This is a genomic window from Bacillus australimaris (assembly GCF_001307105.1).
Classification (GTDB): domain Bacteria; phylum Bacillota; class Bacilli; order Bacillales; family Bacillaceae; genus Bacillus; species Bacillus australimaris.
This window is the reverse complement of record NZ_LGYN01000012.1, coordinates 440,626-462,183: the sequence shown is the minus strand read 5'-3', so window position 1 is coordinate 462,183 and position 21,558 is coordinate 440,626. Positions and strand designations below refer to the sequence as shown.

The following is a 21,558-nucleotide window of genomic DNA, read 5'->3' as shown; positions in this document are numbered from 1 at the left end:
CGGTTAGATTTCTGAACAGAGGAGATTAACGATTAATGATTGAAGAGGGAATTCATAAGAAGAAGAGTGTTATTGAAGGGTTAAAAAATCATCATGAGAAATTAGAAATGCTTATTCGCATCGATGATGACATGCCATTAACAGATAGGGAATTTTATTTGTTTATGAGGGAAAGGGTATCAAAACAAGAGCTTTTCCTTCCGCTTGTTCATCAAGAAGAGAATCTATTCAAATTGATATTAAGTGAAGGCTCGTTACCGATTGCGTTAGAGCAAGGCCAGACATATAACCTGTATGTCACGGACTATCTGAGCGCAAACAAAGAAGAGGATGAGGATGAGCTTGAGGACTCAGCCTATGATTCTGATTCTGAAGAAGAGGAAGAAGAAGTAAAAGAAACGGATAACTCCGAAGAAGAAGAGAAAAAGCCATACTATAAACGCCGTTTAAAAATGGAAATTGATAAGCCAGAGCTCACTTTCTTAGAAAATAAAGACGCAATGCTCTATGTCATTCCTTATCGCACAGACAAAGGGAATGCATCTTTCAAAATCAAGCGTGAGCTAAAGGTTGTGAAATTTGATCACATCGAGCTCAAGCAAGAGTGTACGTTATCTTTATCTGGGTATGCAGGCGTTCTAAGTGCAGAACATCCTTATCTGATTAAAGAGGTAAAGCTTCTATTGAAGAGAAATGGTGAAGAACCAATTGAGCATCGTTTTCCGGTAAATATAACTGATGTTAAAGATGAAGTGGTTGAATATCGTGATGATCAACAAGTACCACAGCTTTATCAATTCTTAGCTGAAGTTCCTTTATCTGAATTAACCTATTCCTTGAACAAACGTCTTGTATATCGCTTCTATCTTGAATTTATATGCGAAGTGGATGGAGTGGAGGAAACGTTAACAACTGCTTCTTTAGTGCTTGGAGACCGCTCCAACAAACTAAAAGGACTTGTTCAAATTCATAAAAGAAACGATGTACCAATTCGATATGAAGTGTATCGAAAGAAAAAAAGACAAACGCTTGGCATCCGCATTAATGATTACACAAAGAAAACACGTGCGAAATACTACATCAAAAGCAAATGGAAGAAAGTCAAAAAGCAATTCGGCAAAATTAAAAAAGTCCGTAACCGTCTTGTGACTAGGACCTTCAAAACGACCTTTAAGCTGGCGAGTAAGCTGTCTGTGAAAAAGAAAACCGTTGTTTTTGAAAGCTTTAATGGAAAACAATTCAGCTGTAACCCGCGTGGTATTTATGAGTATATGAAAGAAAATCACCCTGAATATACGCTGATCTGGAGTGTTAAAAAAGGGCATGAAGCACCGTTTAAGGAAAAGGGCATCTACTATATCAATCGTCTATCATTGAAATGGATTCTTGCGATGGCAAGAGCCGAGTATTGGGTTGTAAACAGCCGTTTGCCGCTATGGGTACCAAAACCAGAGCACACAACATACTTGCAGACTTGGCACGGTACGCCGTTAAAACGACTGGCAATGGACATGGACGAAGTGCATATGCCTGGAACGAACACGAAGAAATACAAAAAGAATTTCACGAAAGAAGCATCAAATTGGGATTATCTCATATCCCCTAATGCCTACTCGACTGAAATCTTTACACGTGCGTTCCAATTTCAAAAGACCATGATTGAGTCAGGATATCCAAGAAATGACTTCCTTCACAATCAAAACAATGAAGAAACGATGAGAGTGCTGAAACAAAAAATGAACCTTCCGTTGGATAAAAAATTGATCCTATACGCTCCAACATGGAGAGACGATCAATTTTATAAAAAGGGGCAGTACAAATTTGATTTAGACCTTGATCTGCATGAGCTGAGGGCATCAATTGGAGACGATTATATCATCATTCTCCGCATGCACTATTTAGTTGCTGAAAACTTTGATTTAGGACCATATGAAGGCTTTGCCTATGACTTCTCTCATTACGAAGACATTAGAGACCTTTATATGATTTCTGATCTGCTCATCACAGACTACTCATCTGTGTTCTTTGATTATGCAAACCTCAAGCGTCCGATGTTGTTCTATGTACCTGACATTGAAACATATCGAGATAAGCTAAGAGGCTTCTACTTCGACTTTGAACAAGAAGCACCTGGACCGCTTGTAAAAGAGACAGCCCGTGTGATTGACTGGGTCAGAGAAACAGAAAAGCCATCCTTTACATTACCAGAGGCATTCGCACCGTTTTATGAGAAATTCTGCTACTTAGAGACTGGAGAATCTTCGAAGCGTGTCGTTGAAGTAGTGTTTTCTGAAAAATAGTTTATAAAAGTACCGTTCTTCGCCTTTTGAACGGTACTTTTTTTGTGTTTTTTATTCCAATGTACACATATTTAAAAGTAGTGGTAAAAATAAAAAAACGTAGAAATTTAACACTAAACATGCTAAATTTAGATAAGATTATCCGTTACTGTAAAAATGCTGAAAATAATATAGAGGTGCTTCAATGTACAAACTTTATCATAATTTTATAGAAATTCTTAATTTGGATGAACAAAAGTTAGTGTTATATATCGATGACATAGAGAAGTTGTGTACTTTTGAATTTAAAAAGCTAAATGTAAACGAATCAAAGAGAATTTGTGAAATTAATGTAAAGGATCAGATGATTTTTGAAACCTCAATAGATCATTCTAATGAAATGATCTATCTCTATGCTAAGGATAAGAACTTATATATTGTCAAAGAAAGCTCTGACATCATTCAACCAAATCAAATACATCCTATTGAAATTAACAATCAATTTGAAGATATATATGTCAAGCAGTTAGGATTAGACCGCTATGGCTTATATAGAGGCGAAGAGGAACTGTTATTATTCTCAGGGCTGCTAAACGTAGATGAGATCAATCAGAATTATAAAATGAACTTGAAGATTCATGGGGCAGATAGAAGATTTGTAGACATTTCCTTTATCACATACAGTCCTTTCTGCTTTGTCGTTACGTATGACTGCCAAAATAAAGAATTAAATGTAAGGAAAATTTTGTTTGATGTGATGCAGGAACATAAAGATATTGAAGTGACTGTGAATAACCGTAATCAAATCAAAATTTTAAATAAGGTGACTGAGCAAAAGAAAATCGTCAACTTTAGACTCGTTCCTAGATATCAGCCGCTCAAGATCTTTGGTAAAGGTACATTAGAGCAATTTAAAGAAGACAATATCCTTAATATTTTGGTGATTAATAAACAAAGATATTACATATATGTAAGAACGAATGGCGTTTACTTAGTAAGAGGAAATCCTTATCTCGTTACAAAGCATACATCAAGACTACGTATATTTAGTATGTTTAATAGCTTTTATGTTTATGGAAGGCTGACACATTACGCATATAATTCCGACCAAAAATATGAATATCTTTACATTAGAAATTCTGAGCATCAACTGGCGAAATTTATAAGACCATTTAGAAAGATCAAATTCCTAAAGAGATATGGTTTCTTTAAAATTTCGTTAAATGATCTTGACCTAGACAGCAGAATCCATAACAACTTGTTCGTAGGAAATGATCATCGAATTATCCATAGTTTAAGGTTGAAAAAAAGAGATAAAAAGGTGAAAACATATATCACGAAGAAGAATGGGGACAAGCTTCAAGTATTAAGAACAAATCTATTTGGTAATGTGACATCAACCATTATTCCTTATTCACAGGAATATTCTTTATTTAGTAAAGTAAAAATAAAAATAGCGAGTATCTTATCATCATTCTATAAAGACAAAAAGTATGGTGTGAATTTGTTTTTTGAGAAAAAGAGTGATAAAGCAGATGAATCAGCTATTAGAGTGTATGATTATGTAAAAGAGAATTGTCAAACAGACTCAAGAAATTACTTTATTCTTAATAAGAAATCAAGCGCATATCCAGCATTGAAAGCTAAGTATGGAAAGGGTATCATTCCGAAATATAGTCTGAGACATTTTTTAAGTATCTTCAATGCCAGCTACTTTATTTCAAGTGAGTTATCCAACCATGTTCTGAATGATCGATTATATATTGATCATCTTAGAGAGAGAATCATGAGTGTTCCACTTGTCTTTTTGCAGCATGGAATTATGTTTGCAAAACCGGTTGATAATCCAATGGCTTTTGGATTCCATAAAGACAAGAACCAATATAATATTTATAAATCAGTCATCAGCTCTGAACTAGAGGCTGGTGAATTCTATAAAATGAACTATGACCGTGAGGATTTGATTTTGACAGGTCTGGCAACTTTTGATCATGCCAAATTAGTAGACGGTGCAGATAAGATTGCTTTTATGCCAACTTACCGGTATTGGGAAGAGGGACTTATTTATACAAATAGAATCGAAGAAACATCTTACTATAGAGTTCTGATCAAAATCATTAAAAGCTTTGAAGAAGCAGGTCTACTTGATCGTCTGTTAATTGTACCGCATAACAAATTTTCGCAGTACGTTTATCAAAACCTGCCTCAGTATAAACATATTATTTCTGATAATCCATCAGAAGCGCTAAAAGTGTCTAAGGTGTTTATCACTGATTACTCTTCTGCTATTTATGATGCACAATATAGAGGAGCGTACCCTATTTTTTATTGGGAAGAAAAAGATTATTTGATTAGACAGTATAAAGCGATTCCTCCTGTAAACGAAGAAAATGCACCGGGACCGATTGCATATAATACACAAGAGCTGATTCGTATTGTCAAACATGCAATTGAGAATCAGTATGTTGTGGAAGATGAGTATAAGGAAAAATATTTGAAAATCAACAGCTTTAACGATAATCAAAATACGAAAAGAATTACTGATTTCTTAAAAGAGCATCAAATTATCTAATGTCTTAGGCCCCCTGAATCTGTGTTTGAAAGGATTCAGGGGTTTTTTGTCTTCTAGTTTGACATGCATGACTTTTGTTATAAGGTGAAATGTGCATCGTTATCTGTTACAATTATGAGCGGTGCTTTTTAAAAAAGTAATCCCAAAAACTTATATCTAAGGAAGATTAGAATGAACGCAATGTTGACGATACTAAAGGAGCAATTCAGTTCATTTCCGCTGATTATGCGACTTGCTGTTTATGAAACAAAATCAAAATATCAGATGAATTATTTAGGTGTTTTATGGCAGTTTTTAAATCCATTGATTCAAATGCTGGCTTACTGGTTTGTTTTTGGCATGGGCATTCGCGGAGGACAGCCGATTGTCATTGGGGGCATGGAGGTTCCATTTATCATCTGGATGCTTGCTGGATTAATTCCTTGGTTCTTCATTAGTCCAACCATTCTTGATGGATCAAACAGTGTGTTTAAACGGATTAATATGGTATCAAAAATGAATTTCCCGATTAGCGCGCTGCCGTCTGTGGTCATTATGTCTAACTTGTTCAGCTACTTTGTCATGATGGGTGTCTATTTGATTGTGCTGATTTCCTATGGCATTTATCCTGATGCGCATTGGCTGCAATATATATACTATCTTATTTGTATGATCGCGTTTATGTTTTCGTTTAGTTTGTTTAATTCCACGATTAGTGTACTCGTGAGAGACTATCAATTTCTTTTACAATCCGTGACACGTCTGCTTTTCTTTTTGCTGCCGATTTTTTGGAATATCTCAGAGAAGCTCACTGGAGACAAAGCGTGGATTGGGGATATATTAAGATTGAATCCTCTATTCTACATTATTGATGGGTTTAGAAATAGTTTGTTAAAGGGAGAATGGTTCTTCCATGATGTCAAATACACACTTTATTTTTGGCTGATCACGCTTCTTTTTTTAACAGTCGGTTCGTTACTTCATATGAAATTTAGGGATAAATTTGTCGATTTTCTTTAAAAAGTAAGGAGATTATACGATGAAACTAAAGGTTTCGTTTCGAAACGTATCCAAGCAATACGTCCTATATAAAAAGCAGTCAGATAAAATTAAAGGGCTGTTTTTTCCTAATAAAAATGAAAAAGGTTTTTTTGCTGTTCGTGATGTGTCCTTTGACGTATATGAAGGTGAAACAATTGGTTTTGTAGGAATCAACGGATCTGGAAAATCAACGATGTCAAATCTTTTGGCGAAGATCATACCACCAACAAGTGGTGAAATTGATATGGACGGCCAGCCTTCGTTAATTGCCATTGCGGCAGGGCTGAACAACCAATTAAGCGGGAAAGACAACATTCGCCTAAAGTGCTTAATGATGGGTCTGACGAATAAAGAGATAGACGAACTTTATGAAAAAATCGTAGAGTTTGCGGATATTGGTGACTTTATTGATCAGCCTGTAAAGAGCTATTCAAGCGGAATGAAATCACGTCTTGGCTTTGCCATTTCAGCGCATATCGATCCAGATATCCTGATTATTGATGAAGCATTGTCTGTTGGAGACCAAACCTTCTATCAAAAATGTGTCGATCGAATCACAGAGTTCAAAGAACAAGGGAAGACAATCTTTTTTGTCAGTCACTCCATTAGTCAAATCCAAAAAATCTGTGATCGAGTGGCTTGGATGCATTATGGTGAACTTCGTATGTTTGATAATACGAAAAAAGTTGTGAAAGAGTATAAAGAGTTTGTTGACTGGTTTAACAAGCTTTCCAAGAAAGAAAAAAAAGAATATCAATTGAAACATAAAGAAGGCCGCAAAGGCGTACAAAAGACAGAAAAGGTATCTCGTTATCAAGAGAACGGAAAACGTCGCTCACTGTTCGGACCTGCATTGCAAGTGACGATTTTAGCAGTGTTAACGATATTGCTTGCCTTATCGATGTTTTCAGATCGTCCGCTTCGAACATTGGCGACATTTGGTGCAATTTCATCAGATAAGACAGAAGCGCCTCAGTCGAAGAACCCGCAGACCAAGGGGGCGCCTGATATGAAAAAGGTGGATCAACAGGCGATTGTCACAGCTGATCCACTCACTGTTTACAAAGATCAAGCCATGAAAAAAAAGGCAGATGTTATTTTGCCATTTGGACAAGAAGTACAAGCTGTGGCTGAAAATAAACAAACCGTTCAAATTAAAACAGCGACAGAAACGTATTTTGTCAAACCTGTTGCACTTCAAAAGGCAGAGAAATTAAAGTCATTGTCCATTGGACCAGGACAGTTTAATTCCTATGTATCACCTGCATCTGCAGGTTCATATGAGTATTTACTTTCCTTCCTCGGAAAAGAAGAGTCTGTGCTAAAGCGAAGAATGCAAACGCTGAGCTCAATCAAAAGTGATCAAGGCGATACGATTGAGCGATTGACCACAGAGAAAACTGACTATGTCATTCAAAATGGTCAGGCAAACACCATTGTGTTTCGAGAGGTGATGTCCATCTCTCCTTCCACACTTGGGCTGACAGAACAGAATGTCTTGATGAATGAGAAACAAACGAAATTCGCAGTGAAAGGCGAAAACAACCTGTTTGTCATTGATAATGAACAGCATACACTCACTATTTCAGTGATCAAATAAAAAGCTGCCGATGCCGGCAGCTTTTTTTAATTCACTTCTTCTTTTTCGAGAAGCTGTTTCATAAATGGAATGAGTTTCTTTTTCAATTCTTCGTCCTGAAGGGCAAACTCAAGAGTCGTTTCAATGAAGCCTTGCTTCTCGCCGACATCGTATCGTTTTCCTTCGAAATCATAGGCAAATACGCGCTGGATGTCATTCAGCTTTTGAATGGCATCTGTCAGTTGAATTTCTCCGCCTGCACCAATCTCTTGCTGATCAAGGTACATAAAGATCTCTGGTGTGAAAATGTAGCGGCCTAAGATGGCAAGGTTCGATGGTGCTGTTCCTTGCGGCGGCTTTTCAACAAAGTTTTTGACCTGATAGCGGCGTCCTTCTTGTGTAAGAGGATCAATGATCCCGTAGCGATGCGTATCGCTGTCTGCTACCTGCTGAACACCAATCACAGATGAAAGAGTTTTTTCGTATTCATCCATCAGCTGGCGAAGCCCAGGTGTTTCGGCTTGAACAATGTCATCACCTAATAAAACAGCAAAAGGCTCATCACCGATAAAGTTTCGTGCGCACCAAACAGCGTGCCCAAGACCTTTTGGCTCCTTTTGACGTATGTAATGAATGTCAGCAATGTTAGAGGATTTTCTCACCTTTTCTAAAAGCTCGCTCTTTCCTTTTTCCTCAAGGTTGCGCTCTAGCTCTGGTGCAAAATCAAAATGATCCTCAATGGCTCTTTTTCCTTTTCCAGTCACGATAATAATGTCTTCGATTCCTGATTCAACAGCTTCTTCAATAATATATTGAATGGTTGGTTTATCAACGATTGGGAGCATTTCTTTAGGCATCGCTTTTGTTGCAGGGAGGAAACGAGTCCCAAGACCTGCAGCTGGTATAATGGCTTTACGTACTTTTTTCAATGAACTTTGCACCTTCCTTACATAAATAACCGATTTCATATTTCAATGTTTGTTCTTGGTCGTCTGTTTAAAGTGTAACTTACAAATCATAGGAAAGACAAATGATTTCACTAAAATGACTTTTATATAATTCATATTTTATATGTTAAATGTAAAGGAAAGAGAAATTTAACGTTAATTCAATGTAAATTTCTTTTTTTATATCATTAAATTTACCCTCCAAATTGTGTATAATTAAAAGTACTATACTAGGAAAGAGGCATAAACAAGTGAAAAAACTAAATGTAATGACTATTTTCGGTACTAGACCTGAAGCAATTAAAATGGCACCACTTGTTCTTGAACTGAATAAACATCCACAGATAAATTCGATTGTTACTGTAACAGCTCAGCATAGAGAAATGCTTGATCAAGTCCTTGAGGCTTTTTCTATTACGCCAGATCATGATTTGAACATCATGAAGCAGCGCCAGACATTATCTGAAATTACATCAAATGCACTATTGAAGCTAGATCAATTATTCCAAGAGGAAAAACCTGATATTGTGCTTGTTCATGGAGACACAACAACAACCTTCGCAGGAAGCCTGGCTGCATTTTATCATCAAATTTCAGTCGGTCATGTTGAAGCGGGTTTAAGAACACATAATAAATACTCACCGTTCCCGGAGGAATTGAACCGACAAATGACAGGCACTATTGCTGATATTCATTTTGCTCCTACAAATGAAGCGAAGCAGAATCTTTTAATTGAAAATAAAAAAGAAGAAACCATTTGTGTGACAGGGAATACAGCAATTGATGCATTGCAAACAACGGTAACAGATCAGTATGAGCACCCTATTTTAGAGAAAATAGGTACAGATAAAATGATCTTGTTAACGGCTCATCGCAGGGAGAATCTCGGTCAGCCGATGAAAAACATGTTTAGAGCGATTAGACGTGTGGTAGAAGAGTTTGAAGATGTTCAGGTTGTATACCCTGTACATTTAAATCCTGCCGTTCGTGATGCGGCTCAGACAGAGTTCAGTGATCTCGATCGTGTGCACTTAATTGAACCGCTTGAAGTTGTTGATTTCCATAACTTCGCTGCTGCTTCACACTTTATCTTAACGGATTCTGGCGGTGTGCAAGAAGAGGCGCCTTCTCTTGGAAAACCGGTATTAGTGCTGCGTGATACAACAGAACGCCCAGAAGGCGTGAAAGCTGGGACGCTTAAGCTTGCAGGTACAGATGAAGAGACCATTTACAACATGGCAAAAGAGCTGCTAGTAGATCAAAAAGAGTATGACAACATGTCGAAGGCGTCTAATCCTTATGGTGATGGACAAGCGTCAAAACGAATTGTTGAAGAACTTCTTCATCGTTTTGGATTAAGTGAAGAAAAACCAGTTCCATTTCAATCATAAAAAAAGAAGACTACATAGATGTAGTCTTCTTTTTTTACTGCTCCAAACTTTCCTTCAATTCCTTCTTCACATTCGCAAGGCTGCTATCATCAAGCTGGTAGTAATAAATGTTGTTGATACGTGCGCCTGACCCTTTCAGCTCATGCTGCTTTACATGCTGTCTTGCATCACGATAATCATTCATCATCGTCCACATATCGTCAAATGACATGTTCGTCTTCATATTGTTTTCCACAACTTTGAACATATCGCCGAATTTCGTAATAGATGAAATGTTAGCCCCTTTTGCAATAATGCCTTCGATGACTTGACGCTGTCTTTGCTGACGTCCGAAGTCACCCTTAGGATCTTGTTTTCTCATTCTTGTATAGGCAAGGGCTTGATCCCCATTCAGGTTAATCTCTCCTGTACCAAATGAATGACCGTCATAGCTAAATGCAAACGTACTATTTACCGTAATACCGCCAAGTGTATCAACGATATCCTTAAAGCTTTCCATGTTGACTTTGACAAAGTAATCAACAGGTACATCAAGTAGTTCCTCTACAGTATCTGCAGCCATTTGTGTGCCGCCAAATGCATAGGAGTGGTTGATTTTATCCATTGTGCCTTTTCCGACAATTTTTGTATACGTATCACGCGGGATGCTTACCATCTCGGTCGTTTTGGTTTTCGGATTCACTGTCATGTATATTAATGTATCTGCACGGCCTCGGTCATTTTTTCGTTCGTCGACACCCATGACTAAAATCGAAATCGGGTCTTTCTTATTTAAATCGACATCTTTGTCACGCTTATCTGACTTCTTTAAATTCTCCTGAATGCCTGCGACAGTTGATGCAGCTGTGTTCCAAAGATGATATGCGTATCCGCCAGTTGCTAATACGAATAAGCCAATAATCGATAAAACAATCCAAAGAACCTTCTTCTTTTTTCTTTTTCTCTCAGCTCTCATAATGTCCCTCACCTTTTCTATGATTCTTTCATGATTATAGGTTTACGAATCTTGATAAACAAGTTATTTTTTTACTCTGAACCTAGATATAGACGTTGTAACAAAAAAAAGGTTTCAAAAAACCTTAAATTTACCTTAAAATAATAAGTTATAAGACGATACAAAGACATGAGGTGAAAAAAATGAAGAAAATCGTCGTTTTACCGTTCTTAATACTGCTACTAGGTATCGTGCTCACAGCATGTGGAACGGCTGAGCAGTCCTCAGGAGAAAACAAGACAAGCAGTTCAACTCCTCAGGTGCTGGAAGAAAAAGCTGAATTTATTGGAATGGCTGATGCACATACAGTCGAAGTGAAAAAAGTGAATACGACCTTAAGCTATGAATTTACGGATAATTTTAAAGATGTGTTAAATGAATTTAAACCAGGAGACACAGTAGAAATCTCTTACTTTATTAATGACAGTGGTCAAAAGGAAATTCAAAAGATTGAAAAACAGAAGTAAAAAAGATGGGCGGGATGAACAAAATTGAAGAAAACAGGCATTACACTTATTGTCCTTATAACACTGACTCTACTAGTTGCACCCCTTCAGTCTGCCATGGCCAGCTCGACAATTTCGGTGAAATTGTCTAATTATATCGGAAACAAAACAAGCATGGATATCTCAACAACTGGAGAATACAAACTATCAGGATCAAATGTTGCTGTGACGAAAAGATATGATGGCAAAAATAGATACGAAGTCGCCAACAGTATTGCATCTGCAGGATGGAAAAATCCTTCAACTGTTGTCATTGTGAGCAGAGATGCTTTTGATCATGCCATTTCTGTATCCCCGTTAGCATACAAATTGGGCGCACCTATTTTGTATACGAACATTGAAAAGCTCACTAAAACAACTGAAAATCAGCTGAAGAAAATGAAACCGGATAATATCCTGATTGTCGGAAATACGAAAAGTATTTCAACTGCTGCTGAGAAATCAATTAAAAAGTACGGTAAAGTGAGACGCATTAGTGGAAAAGACAAGTTTGAAATTTCCCAAAAAATCGCGAAAGAAATGGGTAACTATAAGCAAGCTGTCGTTGTCGGTGGGAACTCATTTATGAATGGGATTGCAATTGCATCCTATGCATCGAGAAAAGGATATCCAATCCTGCTTACAAAAAAAGATTCTATTCCGACTTACAAAATGCCAAGTAAAGTCATAATTATTGGCAGTACGAAAAGTACCGGACAAAAAGTAGAAAATCAAATCAAAAAAACCTCACAGGTTACACGCATTAGTGGTGCAAATCGCTATGAATTATCTGTGAATATTATCAAAAAATTAAACATTAATGCAGATAAAGTATATTTGGCGAAAGCCTCTAGCTATATTTATGCTATGCCGCTGTCGCAATTGGCTGCAAAATCTAACAGTACCGTTGTTTATGTGAAACCGGATTCTGTCACAGCGTCTTTAAAAGCACTGCTGAAAGAAAAAGGTACATCTGCTTATCATCTTGCTGGTAGCACAAGTGCGATTAAAGATAGCTTGAAAAATTCATTAGCTAAACAAGTCTATCTGAAAAAAAATCAAAACTACCAATTGAATATTTCTAACGGAAAAATTTCATTAAAAGGTATCAAAACATATAACACAGTAAGAGTTGTTCCTGAGAAATATTCAACGAAAAATGTCCTCCAAATTGCAGGGAAGCCGTATTTAGGCAGCGTAAACTTTGCAATTGAATCAGGGTATATCAGGCCGACTCTCGAAAAGATTCCATTTGAAGATTATCTAAAAGGTGTCGTACCGAATGAAATGCCTGCAAGCTGGCATGTTGAAGCGTTAAAAGCACAGGCGGTTGCCGCTAGAACGTATTCGGTGAATAGTATTGGTAAAGTCGTGCCTGATACAACAGCCTTCCAAGTTTATGGAGGATATAACTGGTACACAAATTCGACAAAAGCTGTCGATGCTACAAAAGGAAAGGTTCTGAAATACAACAATCAGCTCATTTCAGCAACCTATTACTCTAGTAATGGCGGCTATACAGAGGCAAGTGAAGAAGTATGGGCAAATGCACTGCCTTACTTAGTGGCTAAAAAGGATACAAAAGATCCGGTCAATACATGGACACTGAAACTCTCTAAAAAACAATTAGGCACAGCATTGACTGCTAGTACAGCAGCATCTCAGTGGTCTAAGGCAAAAGAGACAAATGCAGCTGACCTTGCTGGTCTCAAATCATGGCTACTAAAAAACAAAGAAACAGCAGCATCTGATATGAAGATCGCATCCATTTCAAGCCTGACGTTTTCAGGAAAAACAAAAGGCCAGCGTGCTAAGACGGTATCGATCAAACTGACATACCATCTGAAAAACAAAACAGGTAAGTATACAGTGAACAAAAGCGCAACGGCAAGTATGAAGATGACCGAGTTTAGATCAGTCATGGGCGCAACAAAGGTGAAAAGCACATTTGCGTCAGTCAAAAACAATACAAATGACTTCACGATTTCAGGAAAAGGATATGGTCACGGCATTGGCATGAGCCAATACGGAGCCAAAGCTAGAGCTGAATCTGGAAACTCATATTCTTCCATACTCTCGTTCTACTATCCAGGTACAAAACTAACAAACTATTAAAGGGTAAAAGGAGGACATAGAAGATGCGCTCAATGATGAAAACAGCCATCCTCAGCCTCATCGCTATTTTCGTTATCGTTCCCACAGCTTTGGCAGATAATTCAGTCTCACGAATTGATGGCGGGAGCAGGTATGCTGTAGCAGCAAACGTAGCGAAAAAAGGATGGGGAACTGCAAGTACAGTCGTTTTAGTTGGGAAAACTGCGTATGCAGATGCAACAGCAGGAATTCCGCTTGCACACCAAAAAAATGGACCAGTTCTTTACACAAACAGTAAAAGCCTTTCAGGTGATACAAAAAAAGCCCTCACGGCATTAAAAACGAAAACGGTGATCGTTTTAGGCAGCACGTCAAGTGTGTCAAACAACGTGGTCAACCAAGTGAAGAAAATGGGCATCTCCACACAGCGTATTTCAGGGAAAAACCGATATGAGCTGTCTGCCAATATCGCGAAGAAAATGAAAAAGCCAGCAGGCGTCGTTGTCGTTGAAGGTTCCTTCTATGCACATGGGATTGCGATTGCACCTGTAGCGGCACAAAAAGGATTCCCAATTCTATACACAGATAAAAAGGGACTTCGTTCTGAAATCGCTTCTGTTGCAAAAGCAAGTAATGTTAAACAAACCATTGTAGTCGGCGGAGAGAATTACGTCACAAAAGCAGCTTATAATCAATTGAAATCTCCAACGCGAATCAAAGGCTCCACTCGTTATGATGTCGCGGCGAATATTGTGAAAAAGTACAATATGAGCATAAATAACACTTATGTAGGAAGAGGATTTGGCTATGCCACTTCATCTTCTGCTGCAGGAATTGCAGCGAAGCAAAACAAAGCATTGCTTCTAACAAATGAAAAGACGCTGCCAAAAGTAACAAGAGCAACAGTGAGCAGCAAGAAAATCACCAAATTTACTGTCGTAGGTAGCGCAAATACTGTGACACCAACTGTTGTAAACCAGCTGAAAAACCCGGCTGTTGGGAAAAAAGTATTCATTGATCCAGGTCATGGTGCGCATGATTCGGGTGCTGTAGGATATGGATTATATGAGAAGAACTTGAATTTAGATGTAGCAAAACGTTTAAATACGAAATTAAACAACGCTGGTGCACTTGTGACTATGTCAAGAACATCAGACACATTTGACAGTCTTCAAACACGAGTCAGCAAAGGTGCAAGCGCGAAAGCAGATATCTTCATTAGTGTCCATGCAAACTCAAATGATAACAGCAGTGCAAATGGAACAGAAACGTATTATGACAAAACATATGCGGCTGCAAACAGCCTGAAGCTGGCGCAAAACATCCAGCCTAAAATGGTTAGTGCACTAGGTACAAGAGACCGTGGTGTGAAAACAGCTGGATTCTACGTCATTAAATATTCTAAAATGCCGAGTGTTCTTTTAGAAACTGGTTTTGTTTCCAGTCCAGTTGATTCAAACATCTTGAAATCTGCTACGTATAAAGATCGGTTAGCAGCAGGGATTTCAAGCGGCGTGTCAGGGTATTTTAGATAAGTAAACATAAGAAAACCTGAGGGGTGCCTCAGATACTCCTCTTAGGCTGCCCGAGAACGTTTCTCGGCAGCCTTTTTTTAAAAGTCCCTGAAAAAACATTGTCAAGTTAAAAATACATTTCATTTTTGGTTATGTTTGTTATAATTGAAACATAGCAGGTGAATGGTTTACGCATAAATCTTCAAACGAGAGTAAACCGACAAATCATGAAGAGGTGACGATCTTGAAAAAATTAATCACAATGCCGTTTCTAGTATTGCTTTTAGGCGTATTGCTCACAGCATGCGGCACAACAAATCAATCAAGCGACAACAATAAGGATGACAGCAAAAAAGAAACAACTGAAGCGGCTGATCAAAACAAAGATAAGGCTTCAGACGAAAAAACAGAAGATCAATCATCAAATAAAAAAACAGATGACCAAAGCAAAGAAACAGCGGCTCAAGCAGAAAAGCCGGCAGGTCAATCTGATGAAGAATCAAAAGATAGCTCCAGTAAAGAAATCACAAAAGAAGAGCCTGCTAAGGATCAATCAAAAGCTGATTCTAAAACAAAGAAAGAATCAACAACAAATAAGAAAAATGAAGTCACCAAAGAAGGCACATATGTCGGTTTGGCTGATGGACATACAATTGCTGTCAACATTGATGGGAAAGAAGTAGCCATTCAATTTGGCAATACGTTTTCTAAACAAGTGAACAGCTTAAAAGAAGAATCAAAAGTGAAAGTGACCTATACAAAAGATGCAAACGGAACACTTCGATTGAAAACCATCGAATCCGTCAAAGCAAAATAAAGAAAAGACCCGGAGACCCGCATAATTGCGGGTCTTTTTTACGTTGAAAAGGGCATAACTTGATATATGTGCACATTCTTAACACAGTTTTACAAGACTTAACAGCCCTTTTACATTTGCTTAATGTTGCTCTGCTAAACTGACTTTCATAGAACATCTCTTTACACAACAACTACTTTAAATGGTGAGGTGCAGGTCAGTGAGTGCAGAGAAAGCGATGAATCTTTACAGAGAATATGAAGTGAGACGAAATCATTCTTTTGCCTTAACAGAACATATGGTTCGTTATTTATTTGCAAAACGTTTCATCGATTTAATGTTCTCGTTCATCGGATTGATGTTGAGTACGCCAATCATTTTACTGTTTGCTCTTTTGATTAAGCTGGAAACATCAGGCCCAGCCTTTTATATGCAGGAAAGGGTTGGGAAAGACGGTGTTTACTTTAAACTATGGAAGCTCAGATCGATGAGAATCGACGCAGAAAGCGGTGGAGCGAAATGGGCTCAAAAAAATGACCCGCGTATCACCAAAGTGGGGGCATTCATCCGTCAAACAAGAATTGATGAACTCCCGCAATTTATCAACGTGTTAAAAGGAGAAATGAGTATCGTAGGCCCACGTCCGGAAAGACCGATGTTTACAGCAGAATTTAATCGAACGATTCCGGGCTTCACAAAAAGGCTGGCGGTAAAGCCAGGGCTGACAGGTCTTGCTCAAGTAAATGGAGGATATGAAATGAGTCCAAGTGAAAAATTAACACACGACTTACAGTATATTCAAAACTTGACATTTTCTCTCGACACGAAGATTATGGTAAAAACGTTAAAAGTCATCATGACTGGTGACGGAGCCAGATAAGTAAAGTAGGGAAGAGAAATGGCAAGTATGAAAAAACGCATGCTGGGCGGGGCGAAATGGACAAGCTTGTCCGCATTAATCATCACCATCATCCAAATTGCACAGTTCGCCTTTTTAGGGAACGTGATGTCACTGAAGGAGTTTGGACTCGTTGGTATGATCACAACTGTCACAATATTTACGCAAATTTTACTTGATCTAGGGATTGGTGCAGCGATCATTCAAAAGGAACAAACGACAGAACGTCAATTATCTACATTATATTGGATCAACCTGCTCACAGGGATTATCTTATTTTGTCTGCTCATCCTGCTAAGCCCAATGATTGCCGCTTTTTATAACCGGCCAGAGCTAGAGGGTCTGCTCAAGCTATTATCGATCATGTTTCTGATTGCACCGATTGGCCAGCAGTACCAGTATATGATGCAAAAAGACTTAGCCTTTAAAACATTAAGTACCATTGAAGCGATTGCGACTATCATATCGCTGCTCGTTTTACTCGCTTTTGCCTTCTTCATGAATCCGATAGTTGCCTATGTCATCTCTCAAGTGCTGCTGCAATCAGGAAAAGGTCTCATGTACGCAGCTGCTTATTGGAAGAAATGGCGTCCAGCACCTGTTTTTGCATTAGGAGAAGTGAAGGAATTTTTCTCATTTGGTGCATTCCAGCTTGCATCCAGGCTAGTCAATCGAGCAGGGTCGAACATCGACATGATTTTAATCGGCCGATTTCTTGGAGCAGAAGCGTTAGGTATTTACAGCTTGGCATATCAAATTGTGACGATCCCCGTGCTGAAGATTAATCCGATTGTGACGAGAGTGGCGTTCCCTGTTTTTGCAAAAAGTCAGCGTGATCACTCCATGCTGCGTGAGGGCTTCCTGAGTATGACGAATATGCTCGCATTAATTAGTTTTCCATTATTAATCGGCCTTGCTGCCGTATCAGATAGCTTTATCGAAGTGGTGTTTGGGGAGAAGTGGCTAGTAACGGTTCCTGTTCTTAATATTTTGTGCATTGTCGGCCTTTTGCGTGTGCTAATGAATCCCAACGGTTCAATACTCCTTGCAAAAGGGAGAGCGGACTTAGCCTTTTATTGGGATACGGGAATGCTCATTGTGTATGGATGCGCATTATATGCAGGTGTCACTACAGGCAGTCTGCTCACAGTAGCTTGGATCTACTCAGGCGTCAGCCTGCTCAACTTTATTGTCGGCAGATGGCTTATGGCGTATGTCATTCAGCTTGATATGAAGGTGTATTTAAAATCACTTGGAAAGCCTGCTGTCATGACGCTGCTGATGGCTGTCTGTGCGGTAGCTTTACATCAAGGGATGAAGCTGACGTCAGCAGATATTTCACTTCAATTACTACTGACGGTTTGTTTAAGTGGTGCATTGTATGGCTTGCTGCTTATCAAAATGTATCCTCAGGCTGCAGGCAAATTATTGAGAAGAGGTCGTTCGTCATGAAGGTGCTATGGCTGACAAGTGTATATCCAAGTGAAAAACATCCGAGTGAAGGCGTGTTTCATGAAACGCAAGTGCAGGAGCTGCACAAACAAGGACTAGAAGTGACTGTCATTTGTCCCAAGCCAGTGAATCCACCCGTTTTACGGATGCTCAAGGCATCCTATCGGCAGAAAAAAGATCTGCCTGAACAGGAAGTGAGGAATGGAGTGACGGTATACAGGCCGCCTTATACGGCACTACCTGGACAGCTGAAATGGGCACAGCCGAGTAAACGAATCGCAGCTTCTGTTCTACACGCAATGGAGCGTTATGAGCTGTCACCAGACTTAATCCATGCGCACTTTGCCATGCCGTCTGGCGGAGCAGCGGCTGTGATTCAGAAAGAAACGCAAATCCCTTATCTTCTGACGTTACACGGTAGTGATGTGAACGTGTATCCGGGCTATAGCCAAGGGGCACAGGTCGCCTTTGAAACTGCGGTTAAACAGGCATCTGCTGTTCTGACGGTGAGTGAGGAACTGGCAAAAAAGACAAATGACATGACAAAGGTGGAAGCAACATTTCTTCCGATCGGTATTCCACTTCAGTCTTTTTCTAAAACGGAAGAAGATCAAGAAGGCATCAGGCAGCAGTTAAATTTACCGCTCCACGACAAGCTTGTTGTCTACATCGGGCGCTTAGTGAAAGAGAAGGGCTTGCTTGAATTAGCTGATGCTGTCAGCAGCATGGATGGTGTGAAAGTCGTCTTTGTCGGAAAAGGCCCACTTGCAAAGGAGCTCGCGGAACGGGCTGGAGCATCTATTATACTCCCAGGGCAGGTGCCGAATGAGCAGGTGAAAGACTACTTAATGGCAGCCGATTTGTTTGCACTCCCTTCCTATAGTGAAGGAATGCCAACCGTTGTACTTGAGGCGCTCGCTTTAAAAGTACCTGTCGTTGCGACACGGGTCGGTGGTCTTCCATCCTTATTTTCTGCTTATCAACACCTGCTCGTTGAACCGCGTTCGACGAGTCAGTTAAAAGAAGCGATTCACGCCTGTCTTTATGAAAACAGCTGGGATGAGCAAATGAAGAATGAGTTTCATGAAATGATTCATACAGAATATTCATCAGCAAATAATGCAAAACATCTCATTCAGCAATATGAAAAGGTGCTTCATCCATCGTTTAAACAAGATGAAATGTGCAAAGAATGATAGATAGATAAACAGCTTGGAACGGACAATATGCTTTTACTGAGAGGATGAAAAATGTTGAAGAAAATTGCTGTGATTGGAACAGGGTATGTCGGGTTAGTATCGGGTACTTGTTTTGCTGATATCGGAAATCGTGTCATCTGCTGTGACATTGATGAATCAAAAATCAACAGCTTAAAAAGCGGTGTCGTTCCTATTTATGAACCAGGTTTAAAGGAATTGATTGAAAAAAATACGGAAGAAGGAAAACTGTTTTTTACAACCAATATTCCTGCCGCCATCCGGGAATCAGAGATTATCTATATTGCCGTAGGGACACCAATGACACCACAGGGGGAAGCAGATTTAACGTATGTGAAAGCTGTTGCTCAAACGATTGGTGAACACCTGAATGGTTATAAAATCATCGTCAATAAAAGCACAGTGCCCGTTGGAACAGGCCGGCTCGTTCAAGCCATTGTTGAAAAGGCATCGCGCAGTAAATATCCTTTTGACGTCGTATCTAATCCAGAGTTTCTCAGAGAAGGATCGGCGATTCAAGACACGATGAACATGGAGCGGGCGGTCATTGGAGCGACAAGCACTCATGCCTCAGCCATCATCAAAAGATTGCATGATCCGTTTCAAACAGAGGTGGTGGAGACCAACTTAGAAAGTGCTGAAATGATTAAGTATGCTGCAAATGCCATGCTTGCCACAAAAATCTCATTTATCAATGACATTGCAAATATTTGTGAGCGGGTAGGAGCTGACGTTGAAAAAGTCAGTGAAGGAGTTGGATTAGACAGCCGGATCGGGCATAAATTTTTAAAAGCAGGCATTGGATTTGGGGGCTCTTGTTTTCCGAAGGACACGATGGCTCTTCTCAAAATTGCTGAAACTGCCGGCTACCGATTTAAGCTGATCGAATCTGTCATTGAAACGAACAACCACCAAAGAGCCCATCTTGTCAGTAAATTGATGAGCGTGTTCGGTGATATTAAAGGGAAAACCATTTCCGTCTTAGGTCTCGCATTCAAACCGAATACGAATGATATGCGTTCCGCACCTGCATTAGATATTATTCCGATGCTGAGAGAGCTGGGAGCTTTTGTGAAAGCTTATGATCCGATTGCTTATGTGGAAGCAGAACGGGAGCTTGGTCCTCAGGCGGTCTTCAGCAATGACCTGTATGAAACAGTCAAAGATACGGATGCTTGTCTTGTCCTAACAGAATGGGATGACGTACAGAAGATGGATAAAGATCAGATCAAGCAGCTGCTTCGTTCACCGATTGTAATTGATGGAAGGAATTTGTTTGATCCAGCAGAAATGAAAGAGAGAGGATTTATTTACCAGTCTATCGGCCGCCCGGGCGTATGGGAAGCAGAATTGGTATCGAAGGCACAATAACAGGGGGAACTTGGATGAAGAAAGTATTGGTTACTGGGGGAAGCGGTTTTATTGGGTCGCATACGGTAGAAGCTTTGCTAGAAAAAGGCTATGAGCCCATCATTCTTGATAATTTTTCAACTGGATCTCGTGAAAATATTGCCCATCTTTCTATTCAATGCATTGAGGCAGATATCACAAAGCCAGCATCGGTTGATTTGATTAAACAAATCGCACCAGATTATATTATTCACCTAGCAGCACAAGTGAGCGTAGCCATTTCAGTTCAGAATTTCGTTTATGACGAAGAGGTGAATATAAAAGGGTCTCTGCACGTCATGAAAGCAGCGGCCGAAGCAGGAGTGGAGAAAGTGGTCTTTGCCTCATCGGCAGCTGTTTATGGAGACCCAGTGTATCTGCCAGTGGACACCGCTCATAGGCTGAAGCCCGGCTCACCTTACGGCTTAGCGAAACTGACAGTAGAACGATATTTAGAAATAGCAAAATCACTCTATGATGTGGACTATTGTATTTTGCGGTACAGCAATGTATATGGTCCGCGCCAAGACGCACTTGGCGAAGGCGGTGTTGTCTCTATTTTCTCGGATAAGTTTGCAAAGCATGAGGCGCCTTTTATCTTTGGAGACGGGGAACAAACAAGAGATTTCATCTATGTGGGTGATTTAGCAGCAGCGAATGTTGCAGCTTTAACAGCCCAATCAAACGTTTGTTTAAACATCTCGTGTGGTGATTCCATCACTGTCAATGAACTGTTTCAAACGATGAAGCAGGTAACGGGATCACAGCTTGAACCGATTTACAAGCCGCAGCGTGCAGGAGATATCGTGCATAGTACATTGGCAAACGAGGAAACAAAACAAGTCTTAGCATGGGAGCCTGTTGTGAGTTTACAGGAAGGTTTGGCTCGTACCATTTCCTACTATAAACAGGAAGTCAAGGCTTAATCCCT

General features: G+C 39.4%; 16 protein-coding genes. 14 read left to right on the top strand and 2 right to left on the bottom strand.

Annotation, left to right across the window (positions count from 1 at the left end; genetic code table 11):
* Positions 1-35: 35 nt before the first annotated feature.
* From AKG37_RS08940 to tagH, 4 genes are all read left to right on the top strand, one after another.
* Positions 36-2,300: a CDP-glycerol glycerophosphotransferase family protein gene (locus tag AKG37_RS08940; RefSeq protein WP_060698479.1), complete on the top strand. Its 2,265-nt coding sequence runs from the start codon at positions 36-38 to the stop codon at positions 2,298-2,300.
* Between the two features lie 184 nt (positions 2,301-2,484).
* On the top strand, positions 2,485-4,851 hold the full coding sequence (locus AKG37_RS08935; protein WP_060698478.1) for a CDP-glycerol glycerophosphotransferase family protein: 2,367 nt from the start codon (positions 2,485-2,487) through the stop codon (positions 4,849-4,851).
* A 171-nt stretch (positions 4,852-5,022) separates the two neighbouring features.
* A complete protein-coding gene (locus AKG37_RS08930) occupies positions 5,023-5,850 on the top strand; it encodes an ABC transporter permease (RefSeq protein WP_060698477.1) in 828 nt (275 codons plus the stop codon).
* A 19-nt stretch (positions 5,851-5,869) separates the two neighbouring features.
* Positions 5,870-7,471 (top strand): teichoic acids export ABC transporter ATP-binding subunit TagH, encoded by a 1,602-nt coding sequence (gene tagH, locus AKG37_RS08925; RefSeq protein WP_060698476.1) that lies wholly within the window; start codon positions 5,870-5,872, stop codon positions 7,469-7,471.
* Between the two features lie 26 nt (positions 7,472-7,497).
* On the opposite strand, the gene galU is transcribed toward tagH, so the two are convergent.
* Positions 7,498-8,379: a UTP--glucose-1-phosphate uridylyltransferase GalU gene (gene galU / locus AKG37_RS08920; RefSeq protein WP_008343198.1), complete on the bottom strand. Its 882-nt coding sequence runs from the start codon at positions 8,377-8,379 to the stop codon at positions 7,498-7,500.
* 269 nt (positions 8,380-8,648) lie between these two features.
* Here galU and wecB point away from each other — a divergent pair, with 269 nt between their 5' ends.
* The gene (gene wecB, locus AKG37_RS08915; protein WP_060698475.1) at positions 8,649-9,788 is read left to right on the top strand and encodes a non-hydrolyzing UDP-N-acetylglucosamine 2-epimerase; all 1,140 of its coding nucleotides are present in this window, start codon (positions 8,649-8,651) and stop codon (positions 9,786-9,788) included.
* Between the two features lie 34 nt (positions 9,789-9,822).
* Here the strand turns inward: wecB and tagU are convergent, their stop codons facing one another.
* Positions 9,823-10,743, bottom strand: coding sequence for a polyisoprenyl-teichoic acid--peptidoglycan teichoic acid transferase TagU (tagU, locus tag AKG37_RS08910; protein WP_039181856.1), 921 nt, complete (start codon positions 10,741-10,743; stop codon positions 9,823-9,825).
* Positions 10,744-10,925: 182 nt separating this feature from the next.
* On the opposite strand from tagU, the gene AKG37_RS08905 reads away from it, so the two are divergent.
* From AKG37_RS08905 to AKG37_RS08865, 9 genes are all read left to right on the top strand, one after another.
* A complete protein-coding gene (locus AKG37_RS08905) occupies positions 10,926-11,249 on the top strand; it encodes a hypothetical protein (RefSeq protein ID WP_024423640.1) in 324 nt (107 codons plus the stop codon).
* 24 nt (positions 11,250-11,273) lie between these two features.
* Positions 11,274-13,382, top strand: a complete 2,109-nt coding sequence (locus AKG37_RS08900; RefSeq protein WP_060698474.1) for a SpoIID/LytB domain-containing protein — start codon at positions 11,274-11,276, stop codon at positions 13,380-13,382.
* Positions 13,383-13,405: 23 nt separating this feature from the next.
* Positions 13,406-14,896: an N-acetylmuramoyl-L-alanine amidase gene (locus AKG37_RS08895; RefSeq protein ID WP_060698473.1), complete on the top strand. Its 1,491-nt coding sequence runs from the start codon at positions 13,406-13,408 to the stop codon at positions 14,894-14,896.
* Between the two features lie 223 nt (positions 14,897-15,119).
* Positions 15,120-15,692, top strand: a complete 573-nt coding sequence (locus tag AKG37_RS08890) for a hypothetical protein (RefSeq protein WP_060698472.1) — start codon at positions 15,120-15,122, stop codon at positions 15,690-15,692.
* A gap of 199 nt (positions 15,693-15,891) precedes the next feature.
* On the top strand, positions 15,892-16,551 hold the full coding sequence (locus tag AKG37_RS08885) for a sugar transferase (protein ID WP_060698471.1): 660 nt from the start codon (positions 15,892-15,894) through the stop codon (positions 16,549-16,551).
* A gap of 18 nt (positions 16,552-16,569) precedes the next feature.
* On the top strand, positions 16,570-18,021 hold the full coding sequence (gene tuaB / locus AKG37_RS08880) for a teichuronic acid biosynthesis protein TuaB (RefSeq protein ID WP_060698470.1): 1,452 nt from the start codon (positions 16,570-16,572) through the stop codon (positions 18,019-18,021).
* Positions 18,018-19,217, top strand: a complete 1,200-nt coding sequence (tuaC, locus tag AKG37_RS08875; protein ID WP_060698469.1) for a teichuronic acid biosynthesis protein TuaC — start codon at positions 18,018-18,020, stop codon at positions 19,215-19,217. The genes tuaB and tuaC overlap by 4 nt, the downstream gene beginning before the upstream one ends.
* 54 nt (positions 19,218-19,271) lie before the next feature.
* The gene (tuaD, locus tag AKG37_RS08870) at positions 19,272-20,609 is read left to right on the top strand and encodes a UDP-glucose 6-dehydrogenase TuaD (RefSeq protein WP_060698468.1); all 1,338 of its coding nucleotides are present in this window, start codon (positions 19,272-19,274) and stop codon (positions 20,607-20,609) included.
* A gap of 14 nt (positions 20,610-20,623) precedes the next feature.
* Complete coding sequence (locus AKG37_RS08865) at positions 20,624-21,553, top strand: NAD-dependent epimerase/dehydratase family protein (protein ID WP_060698467.1); 930 nt, start codon at positions 20,624-20,626, stop codon at positions 21,551-21,553.
* The last annotated feature ends 5 nt before the right edge of the window (positions 21,554-21,558 follow it).